The following is a 16,543-nucleotide window of genomic DNA, read 5'->3' on the forward strand; positions in this document are numbered from 1 at the left end:
AAGTCTCTCTTAAAAGGAGCGACGCGGCTGCCTGCTGGAAAAAATCCAGGAGGCAACCGCGCCGCAAATTCTTGCCCCAAAGGAGCGGGTAGCGATTAGAGGTCGCGGGTCACTGACTTATCTCCAACACGAGCACCGGAGGTGGCGTCGAAGAGGTGAACGTGGCCGGCCTGCGGGCGAACGTGGATGGTGTCGCCCTTCATCGGTGGGCGGCGGCCGTCAACACGAACAACCATGTCGCGCTCGTTGCCGTCGATGATGGCGTGACCGTAAACGTAAGCATCGGCACCCAGCTCTTCAACGACGTCGGACTCTACAGCCAAGCCCTCACCGGCGCCAACAACTTCAAGGTCCTCGGGACGGATACCAACGGTGACAGTGTGCCCTGCAGCCTCGCCCAACACAGCGCTGGGCACGGGGTAAATTGAACCACCGAACTTCACTCCGCCGTCAACAACAGGCAGTTCCAGCAGGTTCATGGCGGGTGAGCCAATAAAGCCGGCAACGAACACGTTCTGCGGGGCATCGTAGAGGTTGCGAGGGGTGTCAACCTGCATCAGCAGACCGTCCTTGAGCACTGCAACGCGATCGCCCATGGTCATGGCCTCAACCTGATCGTGGGTCACGTAAACGGTGGTGACGCCCAGGCGGCGGGTCAGTGAGGCGATCTGGGTGCGAGTCTGCACACGCAGCTTGGCATCCAAGTTAGAGAGCGGCTCATCCATGAGGAAGACCTGCGGGTTACGCACAATGGCGCGGCCCATGGCCACACGCTGACGCTGACCACCGGAGAGTGCCTTCGGCTTGCGGTCAAGGTAAGCCTCCAGGTCAAGGAGCTTTGCGGCTTCCTTTACGCGGGTGGCGCGCTCTTCCTTGGGGATGCCGGCGATCTTCAGGGCAAAGCCCATGTTATCGGCAACGGACATGTGCGGGTATAGCGCATAGTTCTGGAAAACCATGGCAATGTCGCGGTCCTTGGGCGGAACGTCTGTGACGTCGCGGTCGCCAATCAGGATGCGGCCGGCGTTGACATCTTCCAAGCCTGCGAGCATGCGCAGTGATGTGGACTTTCCGCAACCGGAAGGTCCAACGAGTACAAGGAATTCGCCATCGGCGATGTCAATGTTGAGCTTGTCAACAGCGGGCTTGGTGGTGCCCGGGTAAATGCGGGTTGCGTTATCAAAAGTTACTGTAGCCACAGCAATAAATCCCTTCATCGGCAGGTACGTGCCGAACGATCCTCAAGTGAATGGTTTTTCAAAGCATTAGCCGCGCACTGACAAGGCAGCGCATAAGCCAACATATGAAGTATGACACATTTGCGCCCAGTTCCCCATGGCGGGCGTCACGTTGGTGTGATTAGGGAGCGCCGCTGGTGTTTGTACTGGGGTTTGCGCTGGCGTTTGTGTTTGGGGACTGTGCCGGGTGGGTGCGTGAGCGGGTTTCCAGGAGTAGTTCCAAGAGCTCAGGCAGTGCGCTCTCATCCGGGATGCGGAAGGAGGCTGAGGTGTCCCCGGGGCCCACTTTCACACCCAGGTCTCCGGGTTGCAGTGCGGCAAAGGCGTGCTCATCCGTGACGTCATCACCGGCGAAGAACGTTGCCGTTGCACCGCTAAAGGTACGCAGTGCGGTAAGACTCTCACCCTTGTTGGCGTTGAGTACCGAAATTTCCAACACCATTTTCCCGGTGGTGATGTGGAACGCCGGGTCACCATCCAGTGCTGTCCTGACACGGTGGACGGCGGCCTGCCCATCGGTGTCGCTGGCCAGCCTGTAATGCAGGACGACGCCGGCCGGCTTTTGTTCCGCGACGGTGCCAGGAAAGCTACTGACGGCGCTGGCAACCGCGGCGCGGGCATGCGCCAGCGCCTCTTCCTGGGCCGGGGTGAGTTCCAGGGCAGGAGAGTTGGGCCCCCACCAGGTTTCCGCGCCGTGACTGCCAACCAACAATGTTGGTGGCGGAGGGGAGGCAACCAGACGCAAACTTGCCAGTGCCCGGCCTGAGATGAGTGCCGTCGTCGTACCTTCCAAAGTGGCTAGTGCGGCAAAGGCTGCGGCAGAGCCAGGGAGTGGGCGGGCGTCCTGGGCTCGGCTGACAAGAGGGGCCATGGTGCCGTCAAAGTCCAGGGCAAGGAGCAGGTGGGGGGTTTGGGCAAGGGTGAGGACGGCCTCGCGCAGATCGGTGGGCAGACTCATACCTGAACGGCATCCGTTTGGAGGGTGGCTAGGAATTCCTCGCTCCAGCGCTGGACGTCGTGCGAGAGGATCTGCCGGCGCATGGCACGCATGCGGCGGCTGGAATCGGCGGGGGAGAGGTTCATGGCCCGCACAATGGCGCCCTTGAGACCGTCAATGTCATGCGGGTTCACTAAGAGGGCTGACTTGAGCTGGTCAGCGGCGCCGGTGAACTCACTGAGCACCAGAGCACCGGTGTTGTCGCTGCGGGCGGCAACGTACTCCTTGGCCACCAGGTTCATGCCATCACGCAGGGAGGTGACAAGCATGACGTCGGCGGCCAGGTACAGGGCAACCATTTCCTCCACAGGGTAGCTGTGGTGCAGGTAGCGGATGGCGGTGTTCAAGATGGTGTCGAACTGGCCGTTCATCCGGCCCACCATGCCATCAACTTCCTCACGGAGCAGGCGGTAGGATTCCACCCGTTCGCGGCTGGGACTGGCCACCTGAATCAGTGCGGCATCCTGGACTTTGATAGTCCCCTCGGCAAGGAGTTCGCCATAAGCCTTGAGCCGGTGGGTGATGCCCTTGGTGTAATCGAGCCTGTCCACGCCGAGCAGAATAGTCTTTGGATTGCCCATATCCTCGCGGATTTGCTTGGCACGGGCAATGACCTCCGGTTTAGCCGCAAGTGCTTTGATCTGGCCCACGTCAATGGAGATGGGGAACGGTGCGGCACGGGAAATGTGCACCACCTTGCCGTCATTGTCCTTGATCTGGACCTGGGCCGCTTTGACGCCGGCACCAACAAAGCGCCGGGCTGAGCGTAGGAAGTTCGCTGAATCGCTGGCGCGCTGGAAACCGATGAGGTCAGCATCCAATAATCCAGTGATGATTTCCTTGCGCCAAGGAAGCTGGGCAAAGATCTCCGGGGGAGGGAATGGGATGTGGTTGAAGAAGCCAATGCGCAGATCGGGGCGCAGCTGGCGCAGGTAACGTGGAACCAGCTGAAGTTGGTAATCCTGCACCCACACGGTGGCGTTGGGTGCGGCGGTGTCCGCAGCGGCCTGGGCGAAGCGGTGATTGACCGTCCGGTAGGCATCCCACCAGGTGCGGTGAAATTCCGGTGGGGCAATAACGTCGTGGTAGAGCGGCCAGAGCGTGGAGTTGGAGAAGCCCTCATAGTAGAGCTCCACTTCTTCCTCGGACAAAGGGACCGGAACTAGATCCATATTGCCGTGGTGGAAGGGCTCAAGGGTTTCATCCGGAGCGCCATGCCAACCAACCCATGCGCCATCGCGGGTAGCCATGACGGGGGCAAGGGCGGTGACAAGGCCTCCGGGGGAGCGCCGCCAGCCGTCCTCTGACTCTTCAGCCGGGACCCTGTCCACGGGCAGCCGGTTTGAGACGACAATGAAGTCGGAACTGCCCGGATGGTGGACAGGATTACTGATCGAATCGACTGGCACGTGCAACTCCCATAAGTAGATCTACACTTTGGTCCAGTTTAGCGTGTGGGGAGAAATCGGTCCTGTGTCTAATGACTTGTGGTTGTGCTGGCTTTGTTCGTGCGTTGTTCGTGCCTTGTTCGTGCGTTGTGGTGGGCGTGGCGGTCCTATACGGCTTCTTCCAAGGTTATTCATTTAGGATGATGGAGGACTTGCCGTTGAACGGCCTTTTTTCATGCCCAAAGACTTGAGGAACTATGAGCTCTAAAAACGAACCGCGGATGACAAATGCTCAGCGCACGGCAGCTGCCCGTGAAAAGGCAAAAGTTATTCGTGATGCACAGCTGAAAAACCAAAAGCGCAACAGTTGGCTGATTCGTGGTGGCGTTTTGTTGGGCGTCATTGCGGTCATCATCATCATTGCCTTGATAGTCATCAACACCACCAAGGCCAATGAGCCTGTGGCAGATGCCGGCGCGGTGCCTGCCAACGCCAACGTTTACGGTGGTGTCACGGTGAGCAAGGACGGGGCCATTGTTGCCCCGACCACCACTGAAAAAACTGTTGACATCACTTCAGTTCCTGAGCAGCCTGCTGAGCGGCCCACCACCGTGGCCGATCCTGCAGCGATTGGCATCAAGGCCTCAGCCTCCGGTAAGCCTGCACAGGTAGTGGTGTACTTGGACTTCATGTGTCCTGCGTGCAACGGCTTTGAGCAGAACTACGGCCCCGGACTTGATGAGCTACGCAGTGCAGGCAAGGTGAACGTGGAATACCGTGCCTTGCCGTTCCTGGACCGTTTCTCTTCCGGCACCAACTACTCCTCACGTTCTGCGGCCGCTGCGTCATGCGTGGTTGATCAGTCCCCGGATAAGTACAAGGCGTTTGTCGATTCCCTCTTCACGAACCAGCCTGCTGAAAACAGCAAGGGCCTGGATAACGCCAAGCTGGAGAAGCTGGCTACCGAAGCTGGTGCGGCCGATATCAGCAGCTGCATTAGCGAGAAGACGTTCCGCCCGTTCGTTGCCTACGCCGGAGCAGTTGCCGGAGCCGCCGGTGTCAGTGCCACACCGACCGTCTTTGTTGACGGCCAGCAGTGGATGCCGGAGACTGATAAGGACTTCGCAGCTTTCACAACGAAGGTGCTGGACGCTAAGAAGTAGATTGATTCTGCTTTGGGTTTCTGTTTTGGGTTTTGCTAGATGCTGCGCTCGCCGGGTGCGGGCGCAGCACCTTGTTTTTGCGGCAGTTTGAGCTGGCTCTGCGGAACTTCCTGTTCGTGGCTGATCCAGTGCAGAGGGTCCGGATTTTCATTTTCAGCAAGGCGTACGGTAGCCTTGTCTAGCGCTTGATTGCGTTTGCCTCCTTAGCTCAGCTGGCCAGAGCACCGCTCTTGTAAAGCGGGGGTCATCAGTTCGAATCTGATAGGGGGCCCAGAAAGCCCAGAATCTAGCGGTTTTTTGGTATGAAAATGGTCCTTTTTAGGGGCCATTTTCAGCTTAACGCGCCACAAACCCTCCATAAACCCTCCAGATTGAAGCCCGTTTTCCCCTCTTTCTGGACGGGAATCGTCCCTGCCATGAACACTTTTTGGCTGATGCCGGGTCGAGGCTGAGTCAGATAGTGCTGGCAAGCCAGGCTTGTTGATGATGAAGAACTAGCCAGAATCTTCTCATTCGTTGTCATTGCATTGCCTTGGTACTGAAGACCTGTCGTTGATGAGGCGCCTTCTGGTATCGGAAGGAGTACGGGATGTGGCAGGGGAGGGATGGGTTCCCTCTGACAGTGAGGAAACGCCCAGTAAGGCATGGCTGAATATTACGACCGCATTGTCCTAAATCTCGTCGGTTAGATTTCTTTTGGGTACGGTATCAGGATGTTCTGTTTTGGCGACAAGCGGGCCGTGAGGCTGGCATTTAGCGATGCTGGACACGGAAGCTGCCGCGGTACGGGGCAGGCACCCGGCCGTAAGCTTGCTGCGCACAAGCGAGAGTTTTCTGAAGAATACAGCGGCAACAAACTCGAGACGGTTCACCTTGATCTTCCCGGTGGGTAAACGGTCGAACGTATCTGCATCGATGAGCGCGCATTCCTCGTTTATCGTTAGCCGGGTGTCCATCTTGACAGCCGCTCTGGGACCAGGGAGTCAGTAGAGTGTGGCTTTACTGCTCAGGCCAGCTTCCGAGATCTTGCGCCTCCTGCGACCAACCCGGCCAGACTTGGTTGACTGCTTGTAGCTTGGCGGGGTGGAGTGCGCCGGCACGGTGTTGCCAGCGTTGTTTGAGGAGCCAGTCGTCGAGAAATCCGTCGGGTGTACAGCGGCGCTGCGCTGCCCTAGCAGCTCCGTGCACGGTGCAGAAGACTTCGTTGTACTTTTCCCTGACCTGCAGTTATCGGTGCAGGGTGGAGCGAGCCCGGCCAATAAAGTCCGCGATCTCTTGCTCGGTCATGCCGGACAAGTGCATGCGATCCCACGAGGGGTGCAACAACGTCTCCCAGCGTGACATGGCCCCCACCCTGAAGTACGGTGTTGGACGCGTCGGACTGATTGCCGCAATGTCACCCCTTGTTGCTACGCTGGCGGGAATTAGCGTAAGCAACTTTGGGGGAATTTTGAAGAAGTCATTTATTGTTTTGGCGCTCACCGCGTCTCTAGCGCTGGCTGGGTGCTCGTCGGCGGCTCCGGATGCAATGGCTGCAGCGACTACGCCAGACGCTTCAACTGCGGCCGCAGTGGAGGTGCCAGCTGGCCCCACGGCTTCGCAGTTTGCAAGCATTATTTCGGAGCAGGAGGCGGACTGGCGTGAATATGATGCCAAAGTTCCGGAATGTGTGAGCGCCTCCTATGACGATTCGGCCATAGGTAATGCCTTGCAAATTGCGTGCGGGTACACCGTCAGTACCATTGGGCTGACGTCCAAGACGGCCGCGAGAAATTTGACCGAGCTGGGAGAGCCTCCTGCCGAGCTGGCGGCCCTCGTTGCTCGAACGGTTGGCGTGCTTGAACTTATCCGAGATGAGAAGGCCGGTGAAGTTTGCGAAACAGGCTCAGACGAAGAGTGCGCTCTGGCTACGATGTCGACAAACACCTTCGCCTCAGAGCTCACGTCGGTACTTGATGCATGGAAGCCGTACCTCTAGCCCACACTTACAAAATATCTCCCCAGCTCTGTCGATTTGGGGCGTGTTTCTGACGCTCGCGGGATGGAAAGTTCAGCGGTGAGATTCGCGGCTGTTTCTCAGTGCTTATGGGTAGATTGGGCGGCATGGAGAGTATGGACGTGGATTTGGCGTCCGGCGGTCCGGTGAGTTTTGGGTGTGAGAGTCGTCGCTGGAACGGGGCGTGACGCCCGTGCATTGGTTTGAGCGTGTGGCGTGGTGGCAGACGGCCGGTCGCGCGCCCAGAGGCAGCATGTTCCATATCCATGCTGAGGCTGGGCAGGTGCAATCCAGGATCCGTCACAGCCACCGCACCCCGTTGGTCACGATCCATTTCCTTTACCGTGGATTTATCGTGGCTTTTTAGTGGATTAAGTCTCGTTCGGAGAGGTAGAGTGGGGATATCACTACTACGACGAGGAAAATCATGAGCATTGCAACTATTACGAATGCAGGGTTTGCAGGAACTGCGCGTCTTGGGATTCGTGAAGTCGTGAGGCAACTCAACGGCGCCCTGGGGGCAACCTTGGTGGCGGCTCTTACGGGAAGCAAAGATCCTCGGGTCAGCTACAAGTGGGCCCGTGAAAACGGTCCAGAGCCCCGACCGGAGGCAGTGCAGAGACTGTTGCTGGCCCACAGGGCGTGGACCGCTGTGTCCGCGAATGAAGGCGAGCACGTTGCAAGATTGTGGTTCATCGGCGCCAACCCTTGGTTGGACGAGGTTTCACCCATTGAAGCAATCAGCAACCTTGAATCAAAAAAGGTCATGACTGCGGCTCAGGCCATGATCGAGGATAGTTTCGCTGGATGAAGCGTGTATGTAACATCACCGGTCTCGCTGTTCTGACGCGGCCGTTGGTGGGGTGGCGGATAGCGAAGAGTTCCTATGGGGCGCTGTCGCCCCTTCCTCACGGGGCGATGCCTTTGGGAGCGGAGGATCGTGCTGCCTGGTCTCGGTTCGATACTGTTGGGTCGACTATCTATATTGCTGACACGAGGCGCACGGCGTTTCTGGAGACCTTGGCACCTATTCGGCTCAGCGCAGAGTTTCGTTCTGCAATTGCGTTTGCTGCTGAACACTTCGGGAAAACACTGGCTGAAGCACAACACATGGTCGAGGAAGACTGGATTGCCAATGGCAATATGGTCCCCGGCTGGCTTCCCGCCAGTTGGCGCGATGGCCGGCTCATGTACAAGCTCCAGGTGCCAGCTACCGCCCAATGGGTTGATCTCACGGACGCTGTCTCCATCGCGGCACTCAACCGGGAGCTCGGTGTGGCCTTGGGCAGTATCGGTGAGCCTGAAATTACCCTGGGCACATTCACCGGCAACAACCGCTTGGCGACCACCATGATTGCCGAGTGGATCCGAGAGCAGGTCCTGGACGACGGGGGCTATGCCGATGGCATCAAGTTCCACTCGAAATATGGAACGAGTAAGTGCTGGGCGTATTGGCTCAGGCGCCGCGACCTGGGACTGTCGGCCGACCCCATCGCCGTTGTCTCTGAACAAGAAATTTATGCTGGAGACCGCGATCTGAAAGCCGTGCTCAAGCTCTACGGCGCCAACTCCCGCTAGCGTGCAAGAGATTAGTATCAGCAGCTTTGACATACCTTGTCGGCTTTCTTTCAAGGTCACAGCCGGTGGCGGTGTCAAGCCGTCTTAGCAACATTGTCGTTGAGTAGCTTGGTGAATACTTCCCGTGGTGTCAGGAATCCCAGGACTGCGCGGGGCCGGTCGTTGAGTTCGTCGGCGATGGAGTCTAGGTAGGGCTGGTGACTGGTCAGTTCGATGCCCTTGGGCAGGTACTCCCGGATGAGTCCGTTGGTGTTCTCATTCGAGGGCCGCTCCCACGGTGAATGCGGGTGGGCGAAGTAGACCGGCAGGTCTGTGGCCAGTGTCAATTGGGCGTGGCGGGCCATCTGTGTGCCCTGGTCCCAGGGCAGGGAGCCGCGCATCAGCGCCGGCAGGTCATTGACCCGATCGATCAGCGCATCCGCGAGCCCGTCGGCCTTCTTGCCCTCCGGCAGGCCCAGCATGATCAAGAACCTGCTGTGCCGCTCCACCAGGGTCGCGATAGCGCTCTTGCCTCCCTTGCCGACCACGAGATCCCCCTCCCACGATCCAGGAACACGACGATCAGATGCCGCTTCTGGACGGTCGTCGATGCTGACCATCCCGATGATCCTCCCGCCCGTGCGCTCGCCCAGCGGCTTCACCGATTTGCGCTTCGTGCGTTTTGACTGGAGCAGGATCCCGGACTTCGCCAGCTCACCTTTGGGCAGGGCGTAAATCCACCGGTAAATGGCCTCATGGGAGACGGTGCGGCCTTCGGCGTCGGGTGATTTCGTCATGGTCTCAACGCTGGCGGTGGTGCCAAGCCGTCTTAGCAACATTGTCGTTAAGTAGCTTGGTGAATACTCCGCGTGGCGTGAAGAATCCTGGGACGGCGAGGGGGCGGCCGTTGAGCTCGTCGGCAACAGATTCCAGAATAACTGCCAGCCACCAAACCTTTCAGAAGCGCCCCCACCGCAACAATCAGGGCATTACACCAGGTGGCCCCGGCGACAGTCACCATGCCATTCAGCACCCAGGGAAATCAGCCGCGCGTTGACTTTTCCCCGGTCAATGCCGGCGGGTGGCGGCGATCTGTGCGGTGCAGACGACGACAGCCACCACGGCCATCCCGAGGAAACCGTGTCAGCAGTAGCCTTGAATTAAGGACCCGACCGGCCAACGCCTCGGTACTCGACGCGTACCGGCTAGATACCGCCGGATCCATGGCCATGAGGGCCAGCTTTGCGCCGCCGGAAGCTGTGATGAAGGGCTTGCTGCTCCTGAAGGCTTCTCGTAGCCTCAGCTGGGCGATTATCAGGCTCGAGGACCGGGGTGTGGGCCCGGTGGTTTCCTACGAGACCGTAGCGGCGGCCATTTCCGCCCGCACTTCTTCCATGTCCAGCTCCTTGATGCTGCTGATGAGCTGTTCGAGTCCGGCTGCGTTCATGGCTCCCGGTTGGGAGAAGACGAGGATCCCTTCCCGGAAGGCCATCACGGCAGGAATGGAGGTGATGCGGGCGGCGGCGGAGAGTCCGGGTTCGGCCTCGGTGTCCACCTTCGCGAAGACAATGTCCGTATGGATCTCGGATATTTTGCTGAAAGTGGGGGCGAACATCCTGCAGGGCCTACGCCAGGCTGCCCAGAAGTTCACCAGCACGATGTATTTGCCGCTGATGGTGTCGTTGAAAATCTTTTCCCAAATATCGATAGTTGCCATGACAGAGCTTTATACCCTATGGGGTATATTATTGAAGGCTAGAAGAGGGCTGTGCAGTTTCGCATAAATACCCATGGGGGTATTAGGATGGGAGAAGAAGACGCCCATCCGGCTCTTGGGCATCGCGAAAGGACACCAGTAATGAAGAGCGTTACTAGGGAAGACTGCGATGCGGTCAATGTCATGGGGGTGTCACCGAGGGGTGCTGTAAGGGTCACTCGGTCACTGACCAGAGTGGTGGCAAGTCAGGATGGCCTCGACCGTCAACTTCCAGGAGCACCAATCTGGCCCCGATGTCGGAAGATACCAAACCGTCACCCGCCTCTATCGCGACCAGGGACACCCTTCCAGTTGATTGCCGGCGTCGAATCTGGGACTGAGAGCAGCAACGTAGTCACCTAGCTGGTAACCACCCAAGCGGTCCTGGTTAAGGCATATTGAAAGTGATCTCGACGGCGATCCGCGACTGTCTCCCAGCGCCTGCGGACGTCCAAGCGTCAGAGGCGGTGAGGTCCGGGGATGTCTGCCAACGAGCGCCGCTGGCAGACATCCGCCCACTTTGCATGCTCTTGACCTGAGCATGCGCCTGTCTCCTCCCGGAGGAGCCACTAAGTTCACTTCTTATAAGTTCACTTCATTACAGGGCGAGAGCCCTGGACTATCGAAAGGTCCACCCCATGGAAATCACCCCACAGCAGCTCGCCGAACAGCTCAAGGGCGGCTACGACGCCCAGATTGTTGATGTCCGCGAAGCAGCTGAAGTCGCCGACGGCATGATCCCCGGCGCGAAGCACATCGCCCTGGGCGAACTGCCAGAGCGCCTCAAGGACCTGGATATGTCCCGTCCCGTCATCGCCATATGTCGCAGCGGGCGCCGCAGTGCGGCTGCCGCGGACCAGCTCACAGCCGCTGGCTTCACCGCCTACACCGTGCCGGGCGGGATGCTTGATTGGACAGCCGCAGGCCTCCCCGTCAGCTGACCCCCACCAGACCTTCCGTGCGGCATGTCCCCACGTGCCGCCCGGACTTCCACTTTCCCAGAGCCTGTCCTTGACATGGCCAATCGGACGGTGGATGGCGGCCTCGCGCAAACGCGGGGCCGCCACCTGAAATGCTCCACAATAGACCGAAAGAGATCATGACTTCCTTGAAGACGACCAGCACCATTGATTCCCCTCCTCAGTCCATCGATGCCTCGACTCTGCAATCCTGGCAAGACAACCATGAAGATCTGATGATCATTGATGTGCGCAATGGCGCAGAGTTTGATTCCCTGCACATAGTGGGCTCCTACCATGTGCCCCTGGCGATGCTCAGCGAGCACGCGGACGAATTCGCTGCAAAAATGGGCACCCGTGTGGTGCTTGTCTGCCAGACGGGCAACCGGGCAGAGCAGGCCCGCAAACACCTTGATTCCGTCGGCCTGGCCGGCGCCAGTGTCCTCTCCGGAGGCGTTCCCGCCTACGCTGCTGCCGGCGGAAAAGTCGTCCGCGGCAGTGGACCGTGGGCTCTGGAACGCCAGGTTCGGATGACCGCCGGCTCCCTGGTGCTCGCCAGCATCGTCGCGGCGAAATTCGTCTCCCCCAAACTCGGCCTGGTTGCTGGCGGGATCGGGGCCGGACTGACATTCTCTGCTGCAACGAACAGTTGCGCCATGGGACAGATGCTCTCCAAGATGCCGTGGAACCGCTCCGCTAACGAGCCCACCGCCCACCAAGCGCTACAGAACCTGAGCACGCGGGCATGATCGTAACCGCGGCCGCGTTTGGGCTGATCGTCGGGGCACTGCTGGGCCTGGTCGGAGGCGGCGGATCCATCCTCGCCGTGCCCGCCCTGGTCTACGGCGTGGGGCTGCCGCTTGCCGCGGCGATCCCGACGTCACTGGTCGTCGTCGGCGCTTCCTCCGCCGTCGCGGTCCTGCCCCGGCTACGCAACGGAGTGAACTGGCGCCTGGCCTTGATCATCGGCGCCGCCGGAACTGCGACGGCGTACCTCGGAGCGGCAGTCAACCGTCTCCTGGACCCTAAAATCCTGCTGCTGACCTTTGCCGTCATCATGGTCTTCGCCGGCATCCGGATGCTCATGCCCACCACTAGTGCTGGAGGTGCCTGCGCGCTGCCCGGCGGCGGGATCAACTGGCGCAGCTGCCTTCCCAAGGCAATCGCCACCGGCGCCGTCGTCGGATTCCTCACCGGCCTGCTCGGGGTCGGTGGCGGCTTCTTGATCGTCCCGGCACTCACCCTGGTGCTCGGACTCCCCATGGCACTGACGGCCGGGACGTCCCTGGTCATTATCGCCATCAACTCAGCTGCCAGCTTCGCCGCCCATCTCGGAGACCTACAGATCGACTGGACAGTCACGGCAGCCTTCGCCGTAACCGCGATGGCTGCTTCACTCGTGGCCGGACGGATCGGCACCAGAATCCCGGACAAGGCCCTCAAACGCGGCTTTGCCATCCTCGTCCTGGTGATCGCCGCCTACGTCGCACTACAAGCACTACTCTCCTGAGAGGCGCGGCAAGGGGACAAAGGAAGAGCCGGAGGACATGTCCTCCGGCTCTTCCTTTGTCCCAACAGCTGTTTCTGGGTTCCGTTAGGGCGGATTTACCGTCCGAACAGCTTCGCGAAGAAGCCCTTGCCAGCCGACTTTTCCTGCTCGTGCCCGCGACAGCGCTGGGACGCGGGAACCCCGCGCATGACCTGGTCAACGTGCTGGCCACAGCCCGCCCACGTCGTCTTCTGGCACTTTTTACATGTCACTGCACGGCACATCTGCTTGCTCCTTCGTCTGGATGGATTGTCCCATTAGTATACCCCATGGGGTATTGAGTGTTCTCCGACATACTTCGCCCGCCAGACATTGACCACAATGGGCCCGGTGGGGCATGACGCGAGTATGCCAAAAGAGAGCGCAAGTCATGCACCAGCTCGTTGCTAAGCCGAACCGGGGACCGCACGGAAGGGGTGATCAGTATGGTCAGACAGGCTGGATGGGGGGCCGGTAAGTGCACTTTGTGAGGGATCAGCGCTGTTGGGTTGTTGCATCTGGGCCAACGCGTACCTTTCCCGGAAGCAGGCCGCTAGAGGGCAGGTTTGTGGTCGGTGCCACGCATCCGTACAGCCACGAGGATTCCCGATAATACGGTGACGGCGCCAACGACGGCGACCGCCGCTGGGATGCCGTAGGCGTCCGCGAGGATACCGGCGACCAGGGCGCCGACGGCGAATCCGCCGTCGCGCCAGAGTCGGTAGATTCCGACGGAGCGTGCGCGCCAGGCTGGGTGGGCGACGTCACCGATCGCGGCCAGCAGGGTGGGGTAGACCATGGCGGTGCCGGCGCCCAGCAGCACGGCGGCAGCGAGCCAGATCCCGAAGTCTTGCCCGAGGGCAACCATTCCCAGGGCTATAGCCTGGACGAGCATGCCGCCCACGATCAATGGTTTGCGTCCGTACCTGTCTGACAGTGCGCCTGTGACGAGCTGGCCCGCACCCCAGACAGCTGGGTAAACGGCCGCTAGGATACCGATGCGCTCGATGCTCAGTCCGGCGGACGCGAACAGGACGGGGAACAGCCCCCAGGCGAGGCCGTCGTTGAGGTTGTTCACCATGCCGGCCTGGCTGACCGAGGACAGGGATTTGTCCCGGAAGCTGGTCAGCGTGAAGACCTGCCGATTGCTCAGATCCGCGCGTGCACTGGGATGGGCCACGGTGTGGTTGGCGGCTTCCAGTTGGGCATGGTGATGGGTTTCCTTCACGGACAAAACGGAAAGGCCCAGGCCCAGGGCGATGTAGGCGGCGCCGAGTAGGAACGGTCCCGGACGGAGCCCATAGTTGGCTGCAATATAGCCGGTGGCCAGTGCTGTGGCGGCGACGCCGAGGTAGCCGGCCGCTTCGTTCAGGCCCATGGCCAAGCCGCGACGTGAGGGTCCGACGAGGTCCATCTTCATCATCACGGTGGTGGACCAGGTTAGGCCCTGGCTGATGCCCAGGATCACGTTAGCGGCCACGATCCAGCCCCAGGAAGGTCCCAGAATCAGTAGCAGTGGGACGGGGATGGCGATGAACCAGCCGGTAACGAGGACAGGCTTTCGACCGTAGCGATCGGAAAGGGTGCCGGCGAAGTAATTCGTTCCGGCTTTGGCCAGCCCGAAGGCCAGGATGTACGTCAGCGCGGATGTGTAAAGGTCCAAGTGGAAGACCTGGTCCGCCAGCAGGGGCAGCACCGTCCGTTCCTGGCCGAGGGTTCCGCCGACAAGGGCGTTGACGGCCACCAGGAGCATGAACTGGGCCAGGTTCTGACGCAGCCCCAGCGTGACAGCGGTGCCTTGGGGGTGTTCGCGCCGCACTGTGCGGTCCTGCGGTGACGGGTTGCTGCGGGGCGACATCTTGGAACTCCAGCTCTTTTGGACATGCGTTGGCGGCAGTCGGGACACCCGACCGCCGCCAACGCTGTCAATCGTCTAATTCAGGTACTGACAGTCTCAGTTGCTGGGCACAGCTTCGCGTTCCTGCTGCCAGGCGGCGTAGCTGCCGTCAAGTTCGACGACGTCGTAGCCAGCCCGGCGCAGGGCAGAGGCAGCCACCGAGTTCCGGACCCCGCTCTGGCAATAGGACACGATGGTTCCCTCCCTCGGGAGCTCGTCCAAGTGCCACATGAGGCGGCCCCCGCTGAGCTGGTGGGAGCCAGGGATATGACCGGCAGCGTGTTCGGTGCGGTTGCGAACATCCAAGACCATCGCTGCGTCGAAACTGTCCAGTTCTTCAGACTGGATGAGCTGCGGGGTGCTGGTAGGCAAGCCGTCGATGCTAGTGACGTAGCCGGCGACAGTGTCGATGCCGACCCGGACCAGATGGTCCCACATCTCCTGCGCGGCAGCCTGGCTAGGGGCCAGGAGCACGAGTGGGTTGGTGTCCGTTTCAGGATTCACAACCCAGGCACCGAAGCTTGCGGTGGACTTCCCGGCCGGGATGTTCAGAGACCGGGCAACCGTGCCTTCGTGGACCTCAGCGTTGGAGCGGGTGTCGACAAACGTCACCGCGTCCTGGGAAAGGTCGCGGACGACGTCGGCCGTGGCAAGTTCTGCCAGCTGGGCGCGTGCACCCATCACGGCAGGCCCTTCCCGGTTTTCGCGCTTCATCCGGGCAAAGTAAGCATGGGCGTCAGGCTGGCCGTCGAGGAGTTCGTTGATGAAACCTTCCTCGTCGTTGGCTGCGAGATACGGGCCCCACCAGGCGTAGAGACGCTCGTAGCCGACCGTGGAGGACGGGATTGCACCCAGAGCCTTGCCGCAGGCGCTGCCAGCACCGTGGCCGGGGTGGACCTGGACGTAGTCGGGCAGGGTTAGGAACTTATCCCGCAGGCTGGCGAATAACTGCTTGGCCCCGGCGAAGCGGGTATCAACGCCGCCGGCTGCCTCGTCGAGCAAGTCCGGCCGGCCCAGATCTCCGGAGAACACGAAGTCACCCGAGAGCAGGTAGCCCGGAGTGTCCGCGAATGCGCCGTCGGTGATCAAAAAGGATAGGTGCTCGGGGGTATGCCCCGGGGTGTGTAGGGCCTTGACGGTGATGTTCCCGAGGGTGATCTCGTCATTATCATTGAGGCGTTCGGCCTCGAAACCGTACTGCCAGTCCGTCCCGCCCTCACCGGAGACGTACGCGGTGGCTCCGGTCGCGGCGGCCAGTTCACGGGTACCGGAGAGGAAATCCGCATGAATGTGGGTCTCGGTGACCGCCACAATTCTCATTCCATTCGCTGCAGCCAGGGACTGGTACACAGCGATGTCACGTCGGGGGTCGACAACGAGTGCTTCGCCTTTGGACTGGCAGCCGATCAGGTAGCTGGCCTGGGATAGATCTTCGTCGTAAATGCGCTCGATAAGCATGGGGCTCTCCTTCGTTGGGCGGTAGGGATTTTCCGGGAGGGATTCTCCGTTCCTCTATTCACAACGATAATACCCCATGGGGTATCTTGCAAGCGGACCGAACCCGCCCGGATGCAGGCGCGTGCCCACTAGCCTTTATACCCCCTGGGTATACAATGTAGAAAATACCTACCGAGCTTTGGAGCACACTATGGAACTTGATTCAACAGAAATCACCCCGATTATCAACCGCCTCAAACGCGCCCAGGGCCAACTCGCCGCCGTCACCCGCATGCTCGAAGAAGGCCGGGACTGCAAAGACATCGTCACGCAGCTCGCAGCGGTCTCCAAGGCGTTGGACCGGGCAGGATTCGCTATCATCGCCACCGGCCTGGAGCAGTGCATCACCAAAGAAGATGCCAGCATGAACAAGAAGGACCTGGAAAAACTTTTCCTGTCCCTCGCCTGAGCCGCAACCACCACACCAAACCCACGGACGGCGAGTTTGTCTCGCGTGCCGGTTCCAGACAGCACTTAGGGTCCAATGTGGCCGGGCACTTTATTGGCAATCCTTACACCGGTCCCGCCACGACTCCCGAGGCTGCCGGTGGAGAAAGAACGGAGAAG

The 16,543-nt window shown here is 60.3% G+C and carries 16 protein-coding genes and 1 tRNA gene; 9 read left to right on the forward strand and 8 right to left on the reverse strand.

Annotated features, from left to right (window positions below; translation table 11 throughout):
- Positions 1-95: 95 nt before the first annotated feature.
- The 3 genes from ugpC to AAFM46_RS02165 form a co-directional block, all read right to left on the reverse strand.
- Complete coding sequence (gene ugpC, locus AAFM46_RS02155; protein ID WP_343319257.1) at positions 96-1,199, reverse strand: sn-glycerol-3-phosphate ABC transporter ATP-binding protein UgpC; 1,104 nt, start codon at positions 1,197-1,199, stop codon at positions 96-98.
- Between the two features lie 160 nt (positions 1,200-1,359).
- Positions 1,360-2,196: a trehalose-phosphatase gene (gene otsB / locus AAFM46_RS02160; protein WP_343319259.1), complete on the reverse strand. Its 837-nt coding sequence runs from the start codon at positions 2,194-2,196 to the stop codon at positions 1,360-1,362.
- A complete protein-coding gene (locus tag AAFM46_RS02165) occupies positions 2,193-3,644 on the reverse strand; it encodes a trehalose-6-phosphate synthase (RefSeq protein ID WP_283531839.1) in 1,452 nt (483 codons plus the stop codon). Before AAFM46_RS02165 ends, otsB begins: the two co-directional genes overlap by 4 nt.
- 236 nt (positions 3,645-3,880) lie before the next feature.
- Here AAFM46_RS02165 and AAFM46_RS02170 point away from each other — a divergent pair, with 236 nt between their 5' ends.
- The 5 genes from AAFM46_RS02170 to AAFM46_RS02190 all read left to right on the forward strand — a co-directional run bounded on the left by AAFM46_RS02170 (position 3,881) and on the right by AAFM46_RS02190 (position 8,360).
- Positions 3,881-4,786: a thioredoxin domain-containing protein gene (locus AAFM46_RS02170; protein ID WP_343319261.1), complete on the forward strand. Its 906-nt coding sequence runs from the start codon at positions 3,881-3,883 to the stop codon at positions 4,784-4,786.
- Between the two features lie 197 nt (positions 4,787-4,983).
- Positions 4,984-5,057, forward strand: a tRNA-Thr gene (locus AAFM46_RS02175).
- A 1,071-nt stretch (positions 5,058-6,128) separates the two neighbouring features.
- Positions 6,129-6,764: a hypothetical protein gene (locus tag AAFM46_RS02180; RefSeq protein WP_343319262.1), complete on the forward strand. Its 636-nt coding sequence runs from the start codon at positions 6,129-6,131 to the stop codon at positions 6,762-6,764.
- A 445-nt stretch (positions 6,765-7,209) separates the two neighbouring features.
- Positions 7,210-7,593, forward strand: coding sequence for a hypothetical protein (locus tag AAFM46_RS02185; protein WP_343319264.1), 384 nt, complete (start codon positions 7,210-7,212; stop codon positions 7,591-7,593).
- Positions 7,590-8,360 (forward strand): hypothetical protein, encoded by a 771-nt coding sequence (locus AAFM46_RS02190; protein WP_343319265.1) that lies wholly within the window; start codon positions 7,590-7,592, stop codon positions 8,358-8,360. The genes AAFM46_RS02185 and AAFM46_RS02190 overlap by 4 nt, the downstream gene beginning before the upstream one ends.
- Positions 8,361-8,434: 74 nt before the next feature.
- Here AAFM46_RS02190 and AAFM46_RS02195 read toward each other — a convergent pair whose 3' ends face one another.
- The 3 genes from AAFM46_RS02195 to AAFM46_RS02205 all read right to left on the reverse strand — a co-directional run bounded on the left by AAFM46_RS02195 (position 8,435) and on the right by AAFM46_RS02205 (position 10,056).
- The gene (locus AAFM46_RS02195) at positions 8,435-9,262 is read right to left on the reverse strand and encodes an IS30 family transposase (protein ID WP_343319267.1); all 828 of its coding nucleotides are present in this window, start codon (positions 9,260-9,262) and stop codon (positions 8,435-8,437) included.
- A gap of 119 nt (positions 9,263-9,381) precedes the next feature.
- Positions 9,382-9,570, reverse strand: a complete 189-nt coding sequence (locus tag AAFM46_RS02200) for a hypothetical protein (protein ID WP_343319268.1) — start codon at positions 9,568-9,570, stop codon at positions 9,382-9,384.
- 120 nt (positions 9,571-9,690) lie between these two features.
- On the reverse strand, positions 9,691-10,056 hold the full coding sequence (locus AAFM46_RS02205; RefSeq protein ID WP_343319270.1) for a thioredoxin domain-containing protein: 366 nt from the start codon (positions 10,054-10,056) through the stop codon (positions 9,691-9,693).
- Between the two features lie 677 nt (positions 10,057-10,733).
- Between AAFM46_RS02205 and AAFM46_RS02210 the strand changes: the two genes are divergently transcribed.
- From AAFM46_RS02210 to AAFM46_RS02220, 3 genes are all read left to right on the forward strand, one after another.
- A complete protein-coding gene (locus AAFM46_RS02210) occupies positions 10,734-11,036 on the forward strand; it encodes a rhodanese-like domain-containing protein (protein WP_343319272.1) in 303 nt (100 codons plus the stop codon).
- 158 nt (positions 11,037-11,194) lie between these two features.
- Positions 11,195-11,803: a rhodanese-like domain-containing protein gene (locus AAFM46_RS02215; protein WP_343319273.1), complete on the forward strand. Its 609-nt coding sequence runs from the start codon at positions 11,195-11,197 to the stop codon at positions 11,801-11,803.
- On the forward strand, positions 11,800-12,564 hold the full coding sequence (locus AAFM46_RS02220; protein WP_343319275.1) for a sulfite exporter TauE/SafE family protein: 765 nt from the start codon (positions 11,800-11,802) through the stop codon (positions 12,562-12,564). The genes AAFM46_RS02215 and AAFM46_RS02220 overlap by 4 nt, the downstream gene beginning before the upstream one ends.
- A gap of 571 nt (positions 12,565-13,135) precedes the next feature.
- On the opposite strand, the gene AAFM46_RS02225 is transcribed toward AAFM46_RS02220, so the two are convergent.
- Both AAFM46_RS02225 and AAFM46_RS02230 read right to left on the reverse strand, forming a co-directional pair.
- Complete coding sequence (locus tag AAFM46_RS02225) at positions 13,136-14,335, reverse strand: MFS transporter (RefSeq protein WP_343320327.1); 1,200 nt, start codon at positions 14,333-14,335, stop codon at positions 13,136-13,138.
- 201 nt (positions 14,336-14,536) lie between these two features.
- Positions 14,537-15,937, reverse strand: coding sequence for an MBL fold metallo-hydrolase (locus AAFM46_RS02230; RefSeq protein WP_343319277.1), 1,401 nt, complete (start codon positions 15,935-15,937; stop codon positions 14,537-14,539).
- A 190-nt stretch (positions 15,938-16,127) separates the two neighbouring features.
- Here AAFM46_RS02230 and AAFM46_RS02235 point away from each other — a divergent pair, with 190 nt between their 5' ends.
- The gene (locus AAFM46_RS02235) at positions 16,128-16,385 is read left to right on the forward strand and encodes a metal-sensitive transcriptional regulator (protein WP_186760291.1); all 258 of its coding nucleotides are present in this window, start codon (positions 16,128-16,130) and stop codon (positions 16,383-16,385) included.
- Positions 16,386-16,543 lie beyond the last annotated feature (158 nt).

Origin of the sequence: Arthrobacter sp. TMP15 (assembly GCF_039529835.1) — a bacterium.
Classification (GTDB): Bacteria; Actinomycetota; Actinomycetes; order Actinomycetales; family Micrococcaceae; genus Specibacter.

Bases quoted from the DNA above. Each gene is read 5' to 3' on its own strand.
- AAFM46_RS02180 (WP_343319262.1), top strand. From the start codon at position 6,129: ATGGCCCCCACCCTGAAGTACGGTGTTGGACGCGTCGGACTGATTGCC.
- AAFM46_RS02235 (WP_186760291.1), top strand. From the start codon at position 16,128: ATGGAACTTGATTCAACAGAAATCACCCCGATTATCAACCGCCTCAAA.
- AAFM46_RS02220 (WP_343319275.1), top strand. From the start codon at position 11,800: ATGATCGTAACCGCGGCCGCGTTTGGGCTGATCGTCGGGGCACTGCTG.
- AAFM46_RS02230 (WP_343319277.1), bottom strand. From the start codon at position 15,937: ATGCTTATCGAGCGCATTTACGACGAAGATCTATCCCAGGCCAGCTAC.
- AAFM46_RS02215 (WP_343319273.1), top strand. From the start codon at position 11,195: ATGACTTCCTTGAAGACGACCAGCACCATTGATTCCCCTCCTCAGTCC.
- AAFM46_RS02205 (WP_343319270.1), bottom strand. From the start codon at position 10,056: ATGGCAACTATCGATATTTGGGAAAAGATTTTCAACGACACCATCAGC.
- AAFM46_RS02170 (WP_343319261.1), top strand. From the start codon at position 3,881: ATGAGCTCTAAAAACGAACCGCGGATGACAAATGCTCAGCGCACGGCA.
- AAFM46_RS02225 (WP_343320327.1), bottom strand. From the start codon at position 14,335: ATGCTCCTGGTGGCCGTCAACGCCCTTGTCGGCGGAACCCTCGGCCAG.
- AAFM46_RS02200 (WP_343319268.1), bottom strand. From the start codon at position 9,570: ATGGCCATGGATCCGGCGGTATCTAGCCGGTACGCGTCGAGTACCGAG.
- otsB (WP_343319259.1), bottom strand. From the start codon at position 2,196: ATGAGTCTGCCCACCGATCTGCGCGAGGCCGTCCTCACCCTTGCCCAA.
- AAFM46_RS02190 (WP_343319265.1), top strand. From the start codon at position 7,590: ATGAAGCGTGTATGTAACATCACCGGTCTCGCTGTTCTGACGCGGCCG.
- AAFM46_RS02210 (WP_343319272.1), top strand. From the start codon at position 10,734: ATGGAAATCACCCCACAGCAGCTCGCCGAACAGCTCAAGGGCGGCTAC.
- AAFM46_RS02185 (WP_343319264.1), top strand. From the start codon at position 7,210: ATGAGCATTGCAACTATTACGAATGCAGGGTTTGCAGGAACTGCGCGT.